Source organism: Microlunatus phosphovorus NM-1 (assembly GCF_000270245.1).
In the GTDB taxonomy this organism is placed as follows: domain Bacteria; phylum Actinomycetota; class Actinomycetes; order Propionibacteriales; family Propionibacteriaceae; genus Microlunatus; species Microlunatus phosphovorus.
Window position 1 is genome coordinate 1,760,634 of sequence record NC_015635.1, and the last position, 18,465, is coordinate 1,779,098.

Genomic DNA, 18,465 nt, shown 5'->3' on the forward strand with positions numbered 1-18,465 from the left:
GGATCCTCCAATCCTCCAAAGGGAAGGGCCGGTGAGGTTCACCGGATATGCCTCCACAGTCGGACAGCGGAGGCTGTTCCCGGATCCGTCGTACGGGGAACTGCGATAGCGCCAAGAGCGACTGTGGGTCCACCTCAAGGGGGATCCGACCGTCGGCGGGCCGGTCTAGCCTTCGAGACATGACGCTGCGACCCACCCGCGAGGAGGTCGTGCTCGCGCTGGCCGGCCCCGGCTGGGTGATGGTCTGGTTGTGGCCTCAGCCGTTGGCAGCGGCGCTCGTCGCGGCCGGGTGCGGACTGGGACTCGTGATGTCCCGCAGGCGACCGGAGTTGGCGGCCGCCCTGGTGCTCTGTGCTGACGTGCTCGCAGTCGTCCTCGGTGTGTCCACGGAGAACCCGGGGACGCTGTTTCCGGTCGCGGTGGTGGTCTACGGTCTCGGCCGCTGGGCAGGCCGGTGGGCGGCGGTCCTGGGGCTGCTCGGGTTTCTCGTCCCGGTGGCTTGGGTGGATCCTCCGTCGATTCCGCCCACGCTGGTCTTCGGGGTGGTGCTGTATGGCTGCTTCTGGGGCTTCGGTCGCATGGTCGCAGCCAAGAGCGCTCGGGCCGAGGCCGCCAGACAACGGGCCGCTCGCGTCGGTGACCAGGATCCCCGGGCGATCGCCGACGCGGTGGTCGCCGAGGAACGGGCCCGGCTGGCCAGTGATATCGCAGGCGTGGTCGGCGACTCGGTCGGATCGATGGTGTCCGACGCGGAACTGGCGGTGCGCGAACTCGATCCGGTCGTGATCGAGCGGATCCGGCTGCGCGGCACCACAGCGGTCACCGAGTTGCGGCGGATGCTGGGGCTGCTGCGGCAATCCCACGAACCGGTGACACCCGACGCCTCAGAACCCCGGTGGCGGCCCTGGGCGTCGTACGCGCTGCCTGCTGCACTGCTGCTCACTGCTGGCGCAATCGTTCTTGTCACCTGGTTGCTTCCGGCCCCGGTCTCACTGCTGACCGCCCCGGTGATCGTGCTGTTGTCCTGGTTGACCGGAGCCGACGGTCGGCGAGTGGCTTGGCTCAGCTGGCTCGTGCTGGCTGTGACCAGCGTTTTGGTCACGTTGCTCGTCGAGCCTGACAACGCGGCGATGCAGGTCGTGATGATCGTGCTGCCCGCGTGGGCAGGACATGCCTGGAGCGAGAGCGATCGAGCCCAGCGCTCCGCGCAGCAGGCGACGACGCAGGCACAGTCCGAGCTCGACCGAGCGGTGGCGGAGGCGGTTGGGCAGGAACGTTTGCGGGTGGCCAGAGATCTGCACGATGTCACCAGTCATGCGCTTGGGGTGATGGTGCTCCAGTCCGGTGCAGCCAACGCCCAGCGGGTGACCGATCCAGCTCGGGCCCGAGCAAGTCTGGCTGTGGTCGCCGATGCCGGCAGGAGGGCGCTCGCTGACCTGGACCGGCTGATCGGGCTGATCGACGCCGGTGTGCTCGGCGCCGTCGCCGTCGATGAGCCAGTCGAGCTGCCCGAGCGGCTCACGGCGTTGGCGGACCGGATTCGGCAGACCGGGGCGCGGATCGCGCTCACGGTGCAGCGGTCGCCGAACGATCCCGAGACGGTGCAGGTCGTCTACCGGGTCGTGCAGGAGGCACTGACCAACGCGGTCCGGTATGCGCCTGGTAGTGCCGTTGCCGTGCTGGTCGAGGGCACCGACACCGGATGTCGGATCAGTGTGGTCGATGACGGCGGACACCTTGCCGACCAGGTCGCGGTGCCGACGGAACGGCACGGGACCGGCTTCGGGCTAGTCGGTGCGGCGGAGCGGGTTGGCGCGCTGGGCGGTGAGTTCACCGCCGGTCCGGAGCCGCTCGGCGGTTGGGCCGTCCGTGCCTGGATCCCGGCGCGTGTCGGGGCCGGCCAGGCTCAGGCCGGAGCAGCGTCGTGATCGGCGTGGTGCTGGCCGACGACCAGGCTTTGATCCGGGGAGGTCTGCGGGCGATCCTCGACGCTGAGCCCGATATCGACGTCCTGGCCGAGGCGGCCAACGGCCGGGAGGCAGCGCGCGCCGCCCGGGAGCAGTGCGCCGATGTCGTCCTGATGGACATCGAGATGCCCGACGTGAACGGCATCGACGGGATCCGGTTGACCGCGGCTGCCCGGCCGGAGGCGAAGGTGCTGGTGCTGACCACCTTCGACCTGGATGAGTACGTCTTCGCCGCGCTCAAGGCCGGTGCCAGCGGCTTCCTGCTCAAGACGACTCCGCCCGCCGAGCTGGCGCAGGCGATCCGGGTCTGTCACGACGGACAGATGCTGTTCGCCCCCGAGGTGACCCGGCGGCTGGTCGACAGCTACGTCCGCCGTCGCCCGACCGCCACCGGCGTGCCCGAACCGCTGCAATGCCTGACCGCCCGCGAACTGGACGTCTTCCTGGCCCTGGCGAAGGGTCTGTCCAACGCCGAGATCGGCGCGCGGCTGTATCTGGGCGAGGCCACCGTCAAGACCCATGTCACTCGGATCCTGGCCAAGCTCGGTCTCCGCGATCGGGTGCAGGCGGTCGTCCTGGCGTACGAATGCGGTGCGGTCGCTCCCAGCTGATCACGGTGTGAGTCATGGCGGCAGGTGAAGCAGCCGATACCCGCCATTCGATGGTGGAGTGCGGCCGGCACGGCATCGAGTGGCGACTTTCGGTTGCTTCGATGCGGCTTCTGCACGCACGAGTCCGACGCCGACAGTGCTCCCAGTCTCGACTCGACACAGCTATCACCCGCGGATCTGGGTCAGAGCAAAGACTCCCGATGCCACGTGCTGCGGGCCATCTGGCGAATCCTTCCACCGTTGTGGTCGACGCTCTCCCGGTAGGTGTAGCGCACCAGGAGCATCGCGCTCAGCTCGACCGCGACCGGATCCATCCGGCGATGCTGCCGGACCCAGTCGATCAGCGCTGCGGGATCGGCGATATCGCCGGCGAAGTGCAGCAGGCTTGCATGGACAAGATCGCGCTGCCAGTCACCCTCACACCAGCCGTCTGCGCCGAGTTCGACGCGAAGTCGGCGCAGTAGCTCCCAGCACCTTTCATCGGTGGGCTCGAGCTGCGCCAGCACTCCACCGCCGGTCAAGGTGATCCCTGTCAGTTCCAACGGCACCGGCCCGATAGCCGTCGCCGTTCGCGCCATCGCTGACGCATAGCGGGATGCCGCCGGGTCATCCGACCTGGCGTCCGGCCGGAACCGGTCCAAGGCACGAAGCGTCATATGGGCCGAGCCGGCCCGCCCGGTCTGGAAGTGATCGTCGCCGGCAATGTCAGCTGCTTGCCGAGTGAGCCCGTCCAGGATCGACTCGACGTCCGCCGGGAGCAGAGCGACGATGCTGACCGGCCATCGCGACCCGGAGGTGGGTGGCGTCTCTCGGTTGTGCGCACCCGACAGGACAGTCGGTACGGCAGCAGCGAAGAGGCCGTCGAACCTACTTCCGTACGTGGACATGGCTGCTGAGCGTAGTTCGGCCGGCTCGGCCGACGCCGAACACTCCGGGGAGCCGGCGGTCGGGGCGGCTGGCGCCCAGGGGCCACAGACGACCGCGACTCCCGCGTGAAGCGCGTACGGCTGGCGCCCAGGGGCCACAGACGACCGTTGCGTTGTTGCTGGGGACGCGATGTCAGAGCAGGCGCGATACTCGACCCATGGCGAGGGAGGTGAGGATGTTGGGTGGCATCTCCGCAGGCAAGACTGGCAGCACATGGCAGGTAGACGATGTCCGGCCTGGTTGTGAGCTGCCACGGCTCGGCCGACGCCGAACAGCTCTGGGAATCCGCTGGTACGTATGGGCTTGAGTAGGCTGACCCGAGCACCTCTCGGTGCCGACGACTTGTGACGACGATCGAGGAACGACCGTGTTCGACACTCTGCAGGACCGCCTGGCCGCAACGTTCAAGAACCTCCGCGGCAAAGGCCGCATCACCGAGGCCGATATCGACGAGACGGCTCGGGAGATTCGGCGCGCCCTGCTCGAGGCTGACGTCAACCTGGCGGTGGTCAAGGAGTTCGTGGCCGCGGTCAAGGAGCGGGCACGCTCCACGGAGCTGCACGCCGCGCTGAATCCGGCGCAGCAGATCGTCAAGATCGTCAACGACGAGCTGGTCAGCATCCTGGGTGGCGAGACCCGGACCGTCAGATTCGCCAAGCGGCCGCCGACGGTGATCATGCTCGCCGGTCTGCAAGGTGCAGGCAAGACGACCCTGGCCGGCAAGCTCGCTCTCTGGCTGAAGGGTCAGGGGCACTCACCGCTGCTGGTCGCAGCCGACCTGCAGCGACCCAATGCCGTCAACCAGTTGCAGATCGTGGGTCAGCGGGCCGGCGTCCACGTCTTTGCTCCAGAGCCGGGCAACGGGGTCGGGAACCCGATCGAGGTGGCCAAGAACTCCATTGCCGAGGCCGAACGCCGGCTCTACGACGTGGTCATCGTCGACACCGCCGGCCGGCTCGGCATCGACGCGGAGCTGATGCAGCAGGCCGCGGACATCCGCGATGCGGTACGCCCGGACGAGGTGCTGTTCGTGGTCGACGCCATGATCGGCCAGGACGCCGTCAACACCGCGAACGCGTTCGCCGAGGGCGTCGGCTTCGACGGCGTGGTGCTGACCAAGCTCGACGGCGACGCCCGCGGCGGCGCGGCACTCTCGATCGCGAGGGTGACCGGCAAGCCGATCATGTTCGCCTCCAGCGGCGAGGGCCAGAAGGACTTCGACGTCTTCCATCCCGACCGGATGGCCAGCCGGATCCTCGGCATGGGCGACATGCTCACCTTGATCGAGCAGGCGGAAAAGACCTTCGATGCCGAGCAGTCGGCCAAGGCCGCCGCCAAGCTCGCCGGTCAAGGGGGCGAGTTCGGACTCGCCGACTTCCTGCAGCAGATGCAGATGGTGCGCAAGATGGGGCCGCTGTCCAAGGTGTTCGGCATGCTGCCCGGAATGGGACAGCTCAAGGACCAGATCGCCAACATCGATGAGAAGGAGATCGACCGGATCGAGGCGATCATCCACTCGATGACGCCGACCGAGCGGGACAATCCCAAGATCATCGACGGCTCGCGCCGGGCGCGCATCGCCAAGGGCTCCGGCACCCAGGTGAGCGAGGTCAACAACCTCGTCGACCGGTTCTTCGAGGCACGCAAGGCGATGACCGCGCTGGCCAGCGGCAAGATGCCAGGCATCCCGGGAATGCCCGGCATGGCGGGCCGTGGCGGCCCGAAGCGGCAGCAGCCCAAGGCCAAGAAGAAGAATGCCCGAGGCGTCTCGGGTAATCCGGCCAAGCGGAACGCGCCCAAGCAGGTGCCGGCCGCCGCCGATCCAGGCGCGGCGTTCGGCATGCCGCAGAATATGGATCCGGCCGAGCTGCAGAAGGCGCTCAGCGACTTCCAGCTGCCGCCGGAGCTGACCAAGCGTCTCGGCAAGTAGTTGGCGAGCCGTGCTCGGGGCTGACCGACTGCACCTCCGGGGGGTGGTGCTCCCGGACGGGGACCACCGGGACGTCTGGGTGGCCGATGGCGTGGTGCGGCTCGAACCGGTCCGCGATGCCGTCAACCTCGGCGGAGCATTCATGCTGCCCGGGCTGGTCGATGCCCACTGCCACATCGGTCTGGAGTCCCAGGGCGCGGTCCCGTACGAGGTCGCTGAACAGCATGCGCTGGCCGAGCGACGGGCCGGCGCGTTGTTGCTGCGCGATGCCGGCAGCCCGGCGGACGCCCGCTGGATCGACGATCGCGAGGACCTGCCCCGGCTGATCCGCGCCGGCCGGCACATCGCGCGGCCGAAGCGCTATCTGCGCAACTACGGTGTCGAGATCGAGCCGGAGGAACTGGTTGCCGAGGTCGAGCGTCAGGTACGCCGCGGCGACGGCTGGGTGAAGCTGGTGGGGGACTGGATCGACCGCGAGGTGGGCGATCTGGCCCCGCTCTGGCCGTTCGAGACCGCCCGCGCAGCCATCGCCAGGGCCCATGAGCTCGGTGCCCGGGTGACAGCCCACGTCTTCGGTGAGCAGGCTGTCGCGGAGCTGGTGGCGGCCGGGATCGACGGTATCGAGCACGGGACCGGCATCACCCCCGAGGTCATCTCGATGATGGCCGAGCGTCAGGTGGCGCTGGTGCCGACCATGCTTCAAGTGGACAATTTCGAGCGCTATGCACAGCAGGGCGAGGCGCGGTTTCCGCGCTATGCGGCGCATATGCGGGCGCTCTATGCGCGCCGGTCGGAGACCTTGGGTGCCGCGCATGACGCCGGCGTGCCGATCTATGCCGGCACCGATGCCGGCGGCTATCTCCCGCACGGTCTGGTCGCGCAGGAGATGGCGGCGTTGTCGACGATCCTCGGCAACCAGGGTGCCCTGGCCGCCGGATCGTGGGCGGCGCGGCGTTGGCTCGGGCATCCGGACATGCTGACCGACGGCGCGCCCGCCGACTTCGTGGTGTTCGATGCAGATCCCCGACTCGATCTGCGCGTTCTCCAGGCCCCGAAGTACGTCGTCCTTCGTGGCCGGGTCATGGAGGCGGATGCGTCAAACTCACCCCGATCTGGCCCAGAACCCGGCGATATGCGGTGAGGCACCCACAGGTGAGGCGAGTTTTCCGCACTCTAGCGATAGTCGTGGCCGCTGTCGGCCTGATGCCGATCGTGCCGGCCTACGCAGACACCCCGGCTGACGACACGACACCGGTGACCGAGACCGTGCTGAAGGTCCGCGGCACGCCGGAGTCGGACGGGAATCCGGTCACGCTGGATGCCTCGCTGTTCACCACCAAGCCGGGAGTGCCGCAGCCGGCCATCCTCTTGGCCCATGGGTTCGGCGGCACCAAGGCCGACAGTGCTCCGATCGCGCAGCAGTTGGCCCGGCGGGGCTACACCGTCCTCACCTACACCGCACGAGGGTTCGGCGACTCCGGCGGTCTGATCCACCTCGGCAACCCGACCTACGAGGGCCGTGATGCAGTCCGCATGATCGATGCCGCTGCCACCCAACCCGAGGTCGCCAAGGAGGGCGACGATCCGGTGATCGGCGTCGCCGGGGCCTCGTACGGTGGCGCGGCAGCACTGCTCGCGGCCGGCCTGGATCAGCGAGTCGACGCGATCGTGCCGGCCTTCACCTGGCACTCGCTGACCCAGGCGCTGGTGCCCCAGTATGCGGTCAGCGCCTCGCAGGTCTCGCTCGCCGCCATCGACCCGGCCGATGACGTGGGGGTCTTCAAGCAGCGCTGGGCCGGAGTGTTCTTCCTCAGCGGCCTGGCGGACGGAGCGCCATCGCAGAACGGTGGCGGACGTTCCCCGCTGTGTGGCCGATTCGCCAACGACCTGTGCCAGGAGTATCTCCAGACCGCGCTCACCGGCACCCCGTCGCCAGGACTGGTCAACGTGCTGGACCGCTCCTCCATGAGCCGAGTGCTGTCCCGGATCACCGCGCCGACCCTGATCGTCCAGGGCGAGTCGGACACCCTCTTCACCCTTGACCAAGCCGACGCCAACTTCCGCGGGCTGCCGACCTCGACCCCGGCGGCGATGACCTGGGTGGCCGGTGGTCACGACGGCGGGATCGACCTCGATGCCTTGTTGCCGCAGCTGGAGGGTTGGTTCGACCGCTACCTGAAGCATGACGAGTCGGGGAACGCCGCGCCCACCTTCAGTGCAGTGGTCCCGGCCACGGCTCTGCTCGGCAATGACCAGGGTCGCCGGGAGCCGACCAGCATCACGGCCGCGGACTATCCCGGACGGGACGGCGGCACGCTGGCCCGGCTGGCTGTGCCGTTGACCGGTGGGACCCAAGATGTGGTGTCGCCGCCGGGCGGCGTACCCACGGCAATGACCACGCTGCCTGGCGGTGGCTCGGCGGCGGCCGGTGCCGCGGCAGCCGGGGCGGCGTATCCGCTGGCCGTGCTGCCCGGACAGACGGCCGTCTTCACCAGCGACGTGCTGACCGAGCCCTTGACACTGCTCGGCAGCGGTCGGGTCCGCCTGGAGGTGACCTCCACCACGACCAGCGCCACCGTCTTCGTCGGCCTGTGGGATCTCGGTCCCGATGTGGCACCGGCTACGCCTGAGCCGGGGTCCGGCTCGGGCCAGCCCACTCCGGAGAACAGCGCCGAAGCCAGCCAGCCGACCAGCCTGGTGCCACAGACGGCCGTCCTGCCGCAGTCGGTGGTGGCACCGGTTCAGCTGCACGCGCTCACACCTGATCAGCCCACCACCGTCGAGGTGGCACTGCCGGCCGTGGCCCACCAGGTGCCGATCGGGCATCGGCTGCGCGTGGTCGTCTCCAGCACCGACGCCGCGTACGCCAACCGGAAGGACGGGACGGTCTATCAGATCGGACTGGCGGGTACGCCGCAGCTGACGGTGCCACAGCTGCCGACCGTCCAAGTTGTGTCGCAGGGCCTGGACGTGCCGCTGCCGCTGGTGCTGGTCGTCTCCGGTCTGGTCGTCGCTGCGATCCTCGGTGCGGTCCTGCTCCGCCGACGGGAGCGGTCAGGTGTCGTACGGGAAGAGCTGCGAGCGACGCCGCTGGTGGTGGAGAACCTGGCCAAGACCTATGGCGGTGGCGTCCGGGCCGTGGACGGCGTCTCGTTCCGGGCCGAATCGGGCCAGGTCGTGGGACTCCTCGGACCCAACGGCGCAGGGAAGACGACGGTGCTGCGGATGCTGGTCGGACTCATCCGCCCCGACTCCGGCATGGTCTTCGTGCACGGCGAGTCGGTCAGCGAAGGGTCCGAGGTGCTGCGTGAGGTCGGGGCCTTCATCGAGGGTCCGGGGTTCCTCCCACATCTGACCGGACGGCAGAACCTGGACGCCTATTGGGAGGTCACCGGTCGCCCGCTGGACGAAGCGCAACTGGAGTCCGCCCTGGCAGTGGCCGGGCTCGGCGAGGCGATCGACCGTCGGGTACGCGGCTACAGCCAGGGCATGCGACAGCGGCTGGGAATCGCTCAGGCCATGTTGGGCAAGCCGCCGCTGCTGCTGCTCGACGAGCCGGCCAACGGGCTGGATCCGCCTCAGATCAATGCCATGCGGACGGTGCTGCATGACTATGCGGCAACCGGCCGGACGGTGGTCGTCTCCAGTCACCTGCTCAGCGAGGTCGAGCAGACCTGCACCCATGTCGTGATGATGTCGGGCGGCAAGGTGGTGCTGACCGGCTCCGTGGTCGAGCTGACCCAGGATCACACGGTCTCGCTGGAGCACGTGTTCCTGGACATGCTGGCGGGGGCAGACCGATGAGCCGGCCATTGCCGCTGCGGGCCGAGATCGTCCGGCAGCTGCGCCGCCGTCGCACTCTTGGTGTCTTCGCCGTGTTGGTCGCGCTGCCACTGATCCTGATCGCTGCGTTCTCGCTCGCCGACGATGACCCCGGCCCGGGGTCACGCTCGTTCGTCGATCTCGGCCAGGCCAGCGGAGCCAATCTGACGGTGTTCGCGCTGTTCGCCTCCACCGGCTTCTTGATCATCGTGATCATCGCCTTGTTCGCCGGCGACTCGGTGCCGACCGAGGCATCCTGGTCGAGTCTGCGGTACCTGCTGGCGGCCCCGGTGCCGCGGACCCGGCTGGTGCGGCAGAAGCTCGTCGTTGCCGCCATCTTCTCGACGGTGGCTTTGGCCTTCCTGCCGGCCTGGTCGCTGCTGGTCGGCGGTGTCGCATACGGCTTCGGTCCCTATATCGGGCCGACGGGGGAGCAGATCGGCTGGCCCGGATTCGCGGGCCGGCTTGTCCTGATCGTGGTCTACCTGCTGCTCAGCCAACTCGTCGTGGCCGGGCTGGCGTTCGCGTTCGGCGTCTGGACCGACGCGCCGCTCGGGGCGGTCGGGGGCGCGGTGGTGATCATGATCGTGATGGCGATCCTGGACACCATCGATCCGCTCGGCGAGCTGCGGCAGGCACTGCCGGGTCACTACAGATACGCGTGGACCGATGCGTTGGCGACCCGGGTCGACTTCTCCGACATGATCAACGGAGCGCTGTGGTCGGTCGGGTACGCGGTGGTGCTGATCTCGGCGGCACTGTGGCACTTCCTGCGCAAGGACATCACCAGCTGAGCGGTCACCCGCGCAGGTGCCGCCCGAAGAAGGACTCGATCCGCCCCCACGCGTGCTTGGCCGACTCCGGTTCCGGGCCCACGCTCGCGATCTTCATCATCGGCCGCAGCAGCACCGGTCCGACCGGGACATCGTTGAGGAAGGAGTGTCCGGCTCGCCGATAGACCTTGAGGTCATAGTCGATCTGGTGTTCCTCCAGAGCTGCCGCGAGCTTGGTGATGCCGCCGCTCAGTCGGTCCTTGGCTCCGTAGCTGCCCACGATCGGGCAGGAGCCACGCAGCAGCTCGATGGCGTCCTCAGGGATCACGGCGTAGTTGACGGCGGCCGCATCGAAGCCGGAGCCCGCGACGGCCAAGGCGTACCCTCCACCCAGGCCGAACCCGATCACGCCGACCTTCCCGTTGCACTCGCGACGGTCGATCACCCAGGTCCGAGACTGCGCTATCACCTCGAACGGTGTGCCCTGCCGCGCCGTCAGGGACTCGAGAGCACTCTTCAGCGCGTCGTACCGCTGACCGTCGCCGAGCAAGTCCGGCGCCACCACCAGATATCCGGCCGAGGCGAGCCGCTGAGCCTGTCGTCGGAGCACCTCATTGATGCCGTAACCCTCGTGCAGCATCACCACGCCCGGCCACCGTCCCGCACCCGCCGGCCGGGCAGAAACCGCCATCCGGTCGCCGATGGTCACGTCCTCGGTCACGGTCTCCATGGCGGCACGCTATCCGGTGGCGGGAGCGAGGAGATCCAGCGGTTAGGTAGGGGTCAGACCGTCGATGTCGAAGTGAGTGCGTACTCACTGGTGCGCCAGGGTTGCTTCGCTTGAAGCAACCACAGCGCACCAGTCGATGACGTCAGTCGGTCCAGCCGACGGTGCGGAGGACTTCACGGGCAATAGCTGGCGGCTCGGCATCGTCGATTTGTACGACGAAGTCGTCCAGCTGGGCCGATTCGAGGATCGAGTCGAGTTCACCGATTCGCGCCAGGTGCCAGTCTCGCTCGGCGCCGGGCGGATGTCTTGCGGTGATCCTGGATTGGATCCGAGGGATCGGGACGACCAGCCGACACACGACGAATTGCTCATCGAGGGCACGCTCGTAGCGCTCGCGATCCCCAGGCTTCTCGATCACCCCGGCAAGGACGAGAACTCGGGCGCCCGCCTTGCGGAAGTTCGCGGTCACGGCCGCCAGGTTCTGCAGCTCCAGTTCCAGGTTGAACGGGTCGTCGGCCGGTGCGGGCCAGGCGTTGCGCAACCAGTCGAGGTCGATGACCGCGTATGGGATCCCGCGTTGCTGGAGCAGGTCGCCGATCGCCTCGGCAGCGGTCGTCTTCCCAGCCCCGACGGTTCCGTTGAGGAACAGAGCTCCCGATGGCACCCCGATAGTCTGGCGGATGCGCCGGGATCTCGGCGATTTCGGGGCAGGGCGCGGATCTGGCAGAATGGCCGAGCTTCTATGTCTTGTGGTGCCCTCTCAACGCCGTGCGACATGGATCCACCCGAGTTCGCCGGCCGGTGGCCCACGCCGCGACGCGACCTCACCCGTACTTTGGCTGGGGCAGATCCCAGGCAATATCCACACAGGAGTAACCACACACGTGGCTGTCAAGATTCGTCTGAAGCGACTGGGCAAGATCCGGTCGCCGCACTACCGCATCGTCGTCGCCGACTCGCGCACCAAGCGTGACGGCCGGGCGATCGAGGAGATCGGCAAGTACCACCCGAAGAACGACCCGTCGGTGATCGAGGTCGATTCTGAGCGCGCACAGTACTGGCTCTCCGTCGGCGCTCAGCCGACCGAGGCCGTGGTGGCGCTGTTCAAGCGGACCGGTGACTGGCAGAAGTTCTCCGGCGACACCTCGCCCTCGGGTGTGGAGCCGCAGAAGGAGAAGAAGAACAAGCTCGACGCCTTCAACGCCGCTCTCGCCGACGCCGGCAGCGAGCCGAAGGTCGAAGCCATCTCCAAGAAGTCCAAGGATTCGGCCGACGAGTCCAGCGAGGCCTGAGCGTGCTGGACGACGCACTCGAGCATCTGGTGCGCGGCATCGTCGCGCATCCCGACGAAGTCCGGGTCCGCGACAAGCGGCTTCGGCAAGGCGGCCGGATGCTCGAGGTCAGGGTCAACCCGTCCGACATCGGCAAGGTGATCGGCCGTTCCGGTCGTACGGCCACCGCTCTGCGCACCGTCGTCGGGGCGCTGGCCGGCAATCAGAGCATCCGGATCGACTTCGTTGACACCGACAAGCCTCAGCGCCGCGGCGGACGTCGCTGACCCTCGTGGCTGACCCTCGTGGCTGACACCGTCGAGGTGATCGTCGGCATCGTCGGCCGGGCTCACGGCATTCGCGGTGACGTGGGCATCGAGCTACGCACCGACGAACCGGAGCGACGCTTCGCACCCGGCAGCAGGTTGCGGATCGAGGGCAGCGGTCGATCACTCACCGTGACCTCGACCCGTGATCACAGTGGTCGGCTGCTGGTCCGGTTCGACGAGTGTCCGGATCGGACCGCTGCGGAGCTGCTTCGCGGTGCGGTGCTGGTTGTCGACGTCGACGCCGACGAGCGCCCCGGCGACGAGGAGGAGTTCTACGACCGGCAACTCACCGGTCTGCGGGTGTTCGACGCTGCCGATGCCGAGGTGGGCAGCGTTGCCGACGTGATCCACCTGCCGGGGCAGGACCTGCTGGAGATTCAAACACCCACCGGAAAGCGGCTGGTGCCCTTCGTTCGGGCCATCGTCCCGAAGGTGGATCTGACGGCGCGGCTGGTGCAGCTCGCCGACGTACCGGGCTTGCTCGTCGACGAGATCGACAGCGACTGATGCGTCTCGACGTCGTCACCATCTTCCCGGACTATCTGGCCCCGCTGCGGCTCTCGCTGGTCGGCAAGGCGATCGAGACCGGGATCGTCGATCTGCGCGTCCACGATCTGAGGGACTGGACCCACGATCGACACCGTACGGTCGACAACACCCCGTACGGCGGTGGCGCGGGCATGGTGATGAAGCCCGAGCCCTGGGGCGAATGCCTGGACACCCTGGTCCCGGAGCCCGGCGAGGATGCCGAGACCGCCGCACCGGGCCCGCGACTGCTGGTCTTCACCCCATCCGGCCGTCGGTTCGACCAAGCCCTGGCCGACGAGCTGGCCGGCGAACAGCACCTGATCCTGGCCTGCGGCCGCTATGAGGGCATCGACGCCCGCGTGGTCCCGTACGCACGCACCCGGATGCGGGTCGAGGAGATCAGCATCGGCGACTATGTGCTGAACGGGGGAGAAGCCGCCGCCTTGGTGGTGATCGAGGCGGTCGTGCGACTCATTCCCGGCGTCATCGGCAATCCCGACTCGCTGACCGAAGAGTCACATTCCGCCGGTCATGACCGGCTGTTGGAGTATCCGATCTACACCAAGCCGCCGTCTTGGCGTGGACTCGAGGTGCCGGAAGTCCTGTTCTCCGGTCACCACGCCCAGATCGCGGCCTGGCGCCGCGAGCGGGCGGTGGAGCTGACCCGTGAGCGGCGCCCGGAGCTACTGTCTGATCAGGGCTGACAGAGGCTGCTGATCAGGCTGACAGGGGCTGATCAGGCTGACAGGGGCTGATCAGGGCTGACAGGGAGGCCGCTGGGAGCGGGAAGGACGGTGCCATGCTGGCACTCACCAGCAATGCGTTGCTCATCCTCGTGGCAGTGGCGGCTATCGCCTGGCCGGTGATCGGGACGGTTTGGTGGCACCGGTCGGTGCGGGCTCGACGATCTTCGGTCGGTCGCACCCTGGCGGGCTGGCTCTTCGCGGTCGTCGGCCAACTGTTGGCGATCGCGCTGACCTTCTTGGTCGTCAACAACGAGTTCGCGTTCTATACGTCCTGGACCGACCTGTTCGGACCCAACGTGGCCGAGACCACCAGCATCCGGTCGCAGGGATGATCAGATGAGTCTCGCCGGTCCGGCCCTGTTGTCGCTCGTCATCGTGCTGGTGATTGCGGCCCCGATCGGGGTGATCCTGCGCTGGCGGATCACTGCTCGCCGAGGCCGCCCTCATGGGGTGAGGGCAAGCATCGGGCGGCTGTGCGCCTTGCTGGGCTGCCAGTTGCTGGCGGTCTTCCTCACCTTCCTGGTCGCCAACGACAGCTACGGCTTCTACCACTCCTGGACTGATCTCACCGGCCTCGGCCGCGACGCGCCCGCCGGTGTCAGCGACCGGGGACTGGTCAGCAAAGGGCAGGGCCGGGTCGAGATCGTGAAGGTCTCCGGCGGACCATCCGGGGCAACCGCGGACGTCTTGGTCTGGTTGCCACACCAGTACGACGAGCCCGACCATGCCGACAAGAAGTTCCCCGTGATGATGGTGCTGCCGGGTCAGCCATCCCTGGTGCAGTCGATGTTTCGGCACTTCGACTTCGGTGCGGTGGCGACCCGGGAGATCGACAGCGGGCGGGTGCAGCCGTTCGTCGCAGTCTTCCCGCCACTGATGATCGATCCGCCTCGCGACACCGAGTGCACCAATGTCGATACTGGGCCGCAAGCACTGACCTGGCTGCAGAAGGATGTCCCGCAGGCGACTCTGGCACGTTTCCGGGTGTCCGACCGGGCCAGCCTCTGGTCGGTGACGGGCTGGAGCACGGGTGGCTTCTGTGCCGCGAAGCTGCTGCTCACCGAACCAGGACGTTTCGCAGCGGCCGCGTCGCTCGGCGGCTACTACCAGCCGCTGCTGGATCACACGACGGGCAGGTTGTTCAGGAACAAGGCCGAGCGTGCGGACAACTCGCCGCTCCATCTGTATCTGACCAAGGGATTGCCGGCCGGCCGGAGCTTGCTGCTGATCTCCGGCAAGCAGGACACGGAGTCCTGGCCGATGACGGAGAAGATGATCGCCGCAACGCGGGGCAATCCCAACGTCTACACCTACATCTTCGCCGAGGGCGGTCACAACTATCGCAACTATCGAGACCTGCTGCCCGGGATCCTCGGCTGGTTCCAGCAACGCGGAGCCTTCGGAACGGGCTGATCGTCGGGCACGCCGGCGGCCTCCCTGGGCATCGGCGGCGGCGCTGGGACATCGAGGTGTCAGTGGGATCGGGCGGGAAGTGCCCGCTCAATCGCCTCTGCGACCGTACGCGAGATCGCCGTGGTGCCGCGAGCGTTCGCATGATCGCCGTCACCGGCGAGTAGCTCGGTGGGATCGTCGCCGCCGTCGCCCTTGAACGGCCGGTAGAGATCGACGCAGGTGGCGTGGCCCTGCTCGGCGGACCGGCAAATGGCCCTGTTTGCGGCCTTCGTCACCAGGTCGCTCCACGACAGGTAACCGGCGCCGTAGGTGTGCCGGCCGACCTCGCCGTCGAGGTAGACATTCCAGTAGTCGGTCACCAGCACTGTCGTACTGGGCTTCTTCGACTGGTCGATGACGCCGAGGACGGCGTCCAGCCGAGCCGCCATCGAAGCGATCCCGGGTTGGTAGCAGTGCGCATCGCAGCCCTGGTCGGCCCAGGAGTCGAGCGAGGGCTGGAGGTCGTTGGCGCCGATGGTCAGCACGATCACGTCGGCCTGCTCGAGCTGGGCGATGGCCTTGTCGTCGGTACGCAGTTCGTGCAGCAGATCGGCGACGGTCGCGCCGTTGACACCACCGTTGGCCGTGGTGACTCGCCGACCGGTGTCGTGGCGTACCTGGTCCGCAGCCTGCACGAGGTAGTCGTCGCAGTCGCAGCCGGCACCGGCCAGCACCGAGTCACCGAAGCCGACCAGCTGCAAGGGCGCGGAGTCCTGCTCGGCGCGATGATCCGCCGATGAACCAGGACTCGTGCTTGTGGTGGCACCGAGGCCGAGAGCCCGGGGTGTCAGCCACCCGAGAACCGCCAGGATCACCAGCAAGGCAGTGACCATCGCCGCCCAGACAGCCCGAGTGTCCTGGCGTCTGCTCATCAAGCCAGAGTGCAACCCGCGGACAAGCCCGAGCGATGAGCCGGGAGGAAGAGGCACTGCTATCTTCTTCTCTTCTGACGACATAGAAAAGAAAGGCGTTCATGTCCCTCTCCGTGGGCTCACCACGCGTGCATCCCGCCGTTGCCACGCTCGGAAAGCTGGCGGCACTCGCGTTGCCGATTGCCCTCCTGGCCTGTGCACCAGCCAACTCAGTGTCTTCGAGCTCGCCATCGGCATCCGAGACCGCGTCTCCCGGGCCGACCGCTCTCACCGACGAGCAACTGGATGCCGAGTTTCGCGCTGCCGTGGTCGATGCCAGCGTCGCCGAGCCCGACGAGATCTCCGATCAGCTGACTGCGATCGATCCCGAGAACGACGATGTGGTCTGGAACAAGAAGCGCGATCATGTGCTGATGACCACCTGGACTTCCTGGGATGGTTATGACGATCAGATAGGAAAGAAGGTCGTCCTGCAACGCGAGGCCTGGGTGACCGCCGCGCCGGAGTTCAAGAGGTTCTGCGCGAGCTATCAGCCCGACGAGACGACTCCGCTGACGCTGCGCCTGGAGCAGCTCCTCGGACTGCCGCCGCACAATGGCAAGACCAAGGTGGTCGAGATGTGGATGCCGGCTGACCAACTCTTCCGGCCCAGCCCCGATCCCGAGATCGACGATCACACCGCGGACCTGGAGATGCCGCCAGTGAAGGACTTCGCGTCCAAGGCCGACTATGAGGCGCACAAGGATTGGTTCAATCTCCAGCGGAGTCTGTCCTACGACGAGAAGAACGGCTACCCCTGGACCCGGCTGGGCTACACCTACGACTGGGGCAATCCGGACAGCGAGGTCGGGCTGAGCGAGTTCGTCACCTGGGCGAAGACGCCGGTGAGGATCAAGCAGGTCGCCACGACCGAGGACTACTGCGGTTCCTGACGCAGATACTGCTCGAAGGTGACCCGGCCCACCGCGTGGTCCGGGGTGAGATTGGCGCCGTGGCGGAGTGCTGCCGACGTCGCTCCCGGAAACGGCAGCGCCAGCACGCGGCGAGGTGAGCGGCCGATCGAGGAGCGATAGCTGGCGGCCAGCTCTGGCAAGGTGCGCACCTCGGGTCCGCCGAAGTCGGGTACGCGTCCGGCGGCTGGTTGCCGGGCGAGCGCCACCAGCCGGTCAGCCACCTCGCCGACCTCCACCGGCTGCACCCGCCAACCGGCCGGCAACGGCGCGATCCACGCTTTGGTGAGCGCGGCGACCAACTGGTATGCCAGGTCGTGGAACTGCGTGGCGCGCAGGATCGTGTACGGCATTCCGGAGGCCTCGAGCTGCCGTTCGGTGGCCAGCTTGTTCTGGTAATACCGGAACGGGATCCGGTCGATGCCGACAATCGAGATGTAGACGAAGTGTGCGACCTCGGCGCGGACCGCTGCCCTGACCACCTGGTCATCCAGCACCCGCCGCATGCTGTTGGCGCAGTGCACCACCGTGTCGGCGCTCGCCATTGCGGCCCGCGTACTGGACTCGCTGCGATAGTCAACCTGGGCCCACTGGTACGCCAGGTCGCGATCCGGGTGCGCCCGGCGGCTGGCCACCCGGACTGTGCTGCCGGACCGCAGCAGTCCCTCGACGACCGGCCGGCCCAGTGTACCGGTGCCGCCGGTCACCACGATCGGTCCTGTCATTGTCCGACTCCTTCCGCCGAATCCGTGGTGTCTGGTTTGGTCCATGCGATCGTGTGGCGAAAACCCAGTTGGCGCCGGATGATCGCCCCGGGCAGGACGTCGTCGAGGAGCCGCCGCAACTCGTCGAAGGAGAGCATGGGGTCGCGGACGGGAAACGGCGAGGGCTGCGGGCCGTCTGTCCTGCTGGGCCACGGATGCTTCACGTATCCGATGATCGGGTTGGTGATCATCGAGGCGATGTCCCAAGCGTGGTCGCGGGCGGTGTGAGGTCGAGCCAGCCCGACGGCCAGGAAACGCCCGCCGGGACTGAGCAGCCGCCGCACGTCGTGCAGCGCCTCGGCCACGTCGAGGTGATGCAAGACCGCGACCATCGTCACGAGATCGAACTGGCCATCGCTGTCGGTCCAGTCGCCGCTGGTGATCGTGACATTGGGCAGGCCTGCGCAGCGTTGACTCGCCTGCTCGCGCATCGCCGGATCGGCGTCGTTGCCGACCACGTGGTCCGCGTGGGGTGCAAGAGCGGCCACCAACTCGCCACGACCGCAGCCGACGTCGAGCGCCCTCCGGCATGGCCTCGGCATGGTGGCCAGGATCCAGCTGTGGAAGTGATCGTTGTGGCTCCACGGGTGCCGGGCATTGAGCTCGGCCATTCCCGTCAGGAATGTGCCACCGGCGAACGTTTCTACCCACTGCCGTAGCGTCACGGGTCCGATCCTGCCACCTGCCTACCGGCCGCTGGTGGTGCCGACGTCGGTCACCGGAGCAGTGAGCAGCGGCTCACCCGAGCTGCCACACGCAGCGAGACCTCCGGTGCGTCACTGTTCCGGCGGTC

At 67.8% G+C, this 18,465-nt stretch carries 19 protein-coding genes; 13 read left to right on the forward strand and 6 right to left on the reverse strand.

Annotated elements, in window-relative coordinates:
- Window positions 1-179: 179 nt before the first annotated feature.
- Both MLP_RS26205 and MLP_RS07925 read left to right on the forward strand, forming a co-directional pair.
- Entirely contained in the window at window positions 180-1,928 is a 1,749-nt protein-coding gene (locus MLP_RS26205; RefSeq protein WP_013862530.1) for a histidine kinase, read from the forward strand.
- Window positions 1,925-2,578, forward strand: coding sequence for a response regulator (locus MLP_RS07925; RefSeq protein ID WP_013862531.1), 654 nt, complete (start codon window positions 1,925-1,927; stop codon window positions 2,576-2,578). Before MLP_RS26205 ends, MLP_RS07925 begins: the two co-directional genes overlap by 4 nt.
- Window positions 2,579-2,760: 182 nt before the next feature.
- On the opposite strand, the gene MLP_RS07930 is transcribed toward MLP_RS07925, so the two are convergent.
- Window positions 2,761-3,465 carry a hypothetical protein gene (locus MLP_RS07930; RefSeq protein ID WP_013862532.1) on the reverse strand — a complete coding sequence of 235 codons (705 nt, stop codon included), beginning with the start codon at window positions 3,463-3,465 and terminating at the stop codon, window positions 2,761-2,763.
- 407 nt (window positions 3,466-3,872) lie between these two features.
- Between MLP_RS07930 and ffh the strand changes: the two genes are divergently transcribed.
- The 4 genes from ffh to MLP_RS07950 are packed head-to-tail and all read left to right on the forward strand — an operon-like array spanning window position 3,873 to window position 10,051.
- Entirely contained in the window at window positions 3,873-5,435 is a 1,563-nt protein-coding gene (ffh, locus tag MLP_RS07935; RefSeq protein ID WP_013862533.1) for a signal recognition particle protein, read from the forward strand.
- 10 nt (window positions 5,436-5,445) lie between these two features.
- The gene (locus MLP_RS07940) at window positions 5,446-6,576 is read left to right on the forward strand and encodes an amidohydrolase family protein (protein WP_013862534.1); all 1,131 of its coding nucleotides are present in this window, start codon (window positions 5,446-5,448) and stop codon (window positions 6,574-6,576) included.
- Between the two features lie 44 nt (window positions 6,577-6,620).
- Window positions 6,621-9,239: an alpha/beta fold hydrolase gene (locus tag MLP_RS07945; protein ID WP_049804495.1), complete on the forward strand. Its 2,619-nt coding sequence runs from the start codon at window positions 6,621-6,623 to the stop codon at window positions 9,237-9,239.
- Window positions 9,236-10,051 carry an ABC transporter permease gene (locus MLP_RS07950; RefSeq protein ID WP_013862536.1) on the forward strand — a complete coding sequence of 272 codons (816 nt, stop codon included), beginning with the start codon at window positions 9,236-9,238 and terminating at the stop codon, window positions 10,049-10,051. The genes MLP_RS07945 and MLP_RS07950 overlap by 4 nt, the downstream gene beginning before the upstream one ends.
- Before the next feature lie 4 nt (window positions 10,052-10,055).
- Here MLP_RS07950 and MLP_RS07955 read toward each other — a convergent pair whose 3' ends face one another.
- Window positions 10,056-10,760, reverse strand: coding sequence for a dienelactone hydrolase family protein (locus MLP_RS07955; protein ID WP_013862537.1), 705 nt, complete (start codon window positions 10,758-10,760; stop codon window positions 10,056-10,058).
- 142 nt (window positions 10,761-10,902) lie between these two features.
- Window positions 10,903-11,424 carry an adenylyl-sulfate kinase gene (locus tag MLP_RS07960; RefSeq protein WP_013862538.1) on the reverse strand — a complete coding sequence of 174 codons (522 nt, stop codon included), beginning with the start codon at window positions 11,422-11,424 and terminating at the stop codon, window positions 10,903-10,905.
- A gap of 220 nt (window positions 11,425-11,644) precedes the next feature.
- Here MLP_RS07960 and rpsP point away from each other — a divergent pair, with 220 nt between their 5' ends.
- From rpsP to MLP_RS07990, 6 genes are all read left to right on the forward strand, one after another.
- The gene (gene rpsP, locus MLP_RS07965; protein ID WP_013862539.1) at window positions 11,645-12,052 is read left to right on the forward strand and encodes a 30S ribosomal protein S16; all 408 of its coding nucleotides are present in this window, start codon (window positions 11,645-11,647) and stop codon (window positions 12,050-12,052) included.
- A 2-nt stretch (window positions 12,053-12,054) separates the two neighbouring features.
- Window positions 12,055-12,318, forward strand: coding sequence for an RNA-binding protein (locus MLP_RS07970; protein ID WP_013862540.1), 264 nt, complete (start codon window positions 12,055-12,057; stop codon window positions 12,316-12,318).
- Window positions 12,319-12,336: 18 nt separating this feature from the next.
- Entirely contained in the window at window positions 12,337-12,867 is a 531-nt protein-coding gene (rimM, locus tag MLP_RS07975) for a ribosome maturation factor RimM (RefSeq protein WP_013862541.1), read from the forward strand.
- On the forward strand, window positions 12,867-13,592 hold the full coding sequence (gene trmD / locus MLP_RS07980; RefSeq protein WP_013862542.1) for a tRNA (guanosine(37)-N1)-methyltransferase TrmD: 726 nt from the start codon (window positions 12,867-12,869) through the stop codon (window positions 13,590-13,592). The genes rimM and trmD overlap by 1 nt, the downstream gene beginning before the upstream one ends.
- A 95-nt stretch (window positions 13,593-13,687) precedes the next feature.
- On the forward strand, window positions 13,688-13,966 hold the full coding sequence (locus MLP_RS07985; protein ID WP_013862543.1) for a hypothetical protein: 279 nt from the start codon (window positions 13,688-13,690) through the stop codon (window positions 13,964-13,966).
- A gap of 4 nt (window positions 13,967-13,970) precedes the next feature.
- The gene (locus MLP_RS07990; protein WP_013862544.1) at window positions 13,971-15,047 is read left to right on the forward strand and encodes an alpha/beta hydrolase; all 1,077 of its coding nucleotides are present in this window, start codon (window positions 13,971-13,973) and stop codon (window positions 15,045-15,047) included.
- A 59-nt stretch (window positions 15,048-15,106) separates the two neighbouring features.
- Here MLP_RS07990 and MLP_RS07995 read toward each other — a convergent pair whose 3' ends face one another.
- Window positions 15,107-15,958: an SGNH/GDSL hydrolase family protein gene (locus MLP_RS07995; protein WP_172641550.1), complete on the reverse strand. Its 852-nt coding sequence runs from the start codon at window positions 15,956-15,958 to the stop codon at window positions 15,107-15,109.
- A gap of 101 nt (window positions 15,959-16,059) precedes the next feature.
- Between MLP_RS07995 and MLP_RS08000 the strand changes: the two genes are divergently transcribed.
- Window positions 16,060-16,890: a hypothetical protein gene (locus tag MLP_RS08000; RefSeq protein WP_013862546.1), complete on the forward strand. Its 831-nt coding sequence runs from the start codon at window positions 16,060-16,062 to the stop codon at window positions 16,888-16,890.
- Here MLP_RS08000 and MLP_RS08005 read toward each other — a convergent pair.
- Complete coding sequence (locus MLP_RS08005; protein ID WP_013862547.1) at window positions 16,875-17,633, reverse strand: SDR family oxidoreductase; 759 nt, start codon at window positions 17,631-17,633, stop codon at window positions 16,875-16,877. The two genes, MLP_RS08000 and MLP_RS08005, sit on opposite strands and share 16 nt — an antisense overlap.
- Entirely contained in the window at window positions 17,630-18,337 is a 708-nt protein-coding gene (locus MLP_RS08010) for a class I SAM-dependent methyltransferase (RefSeq protein WP_197536518.1), read from the reverse strand. Before MLP_RS08010 ends, MLP_RS08005 begins: the two co-directional genes overlap by 4 nt.
- Between the last annotated feature and the right edge of the window lie 128 nt (window positions 18,338-18,465).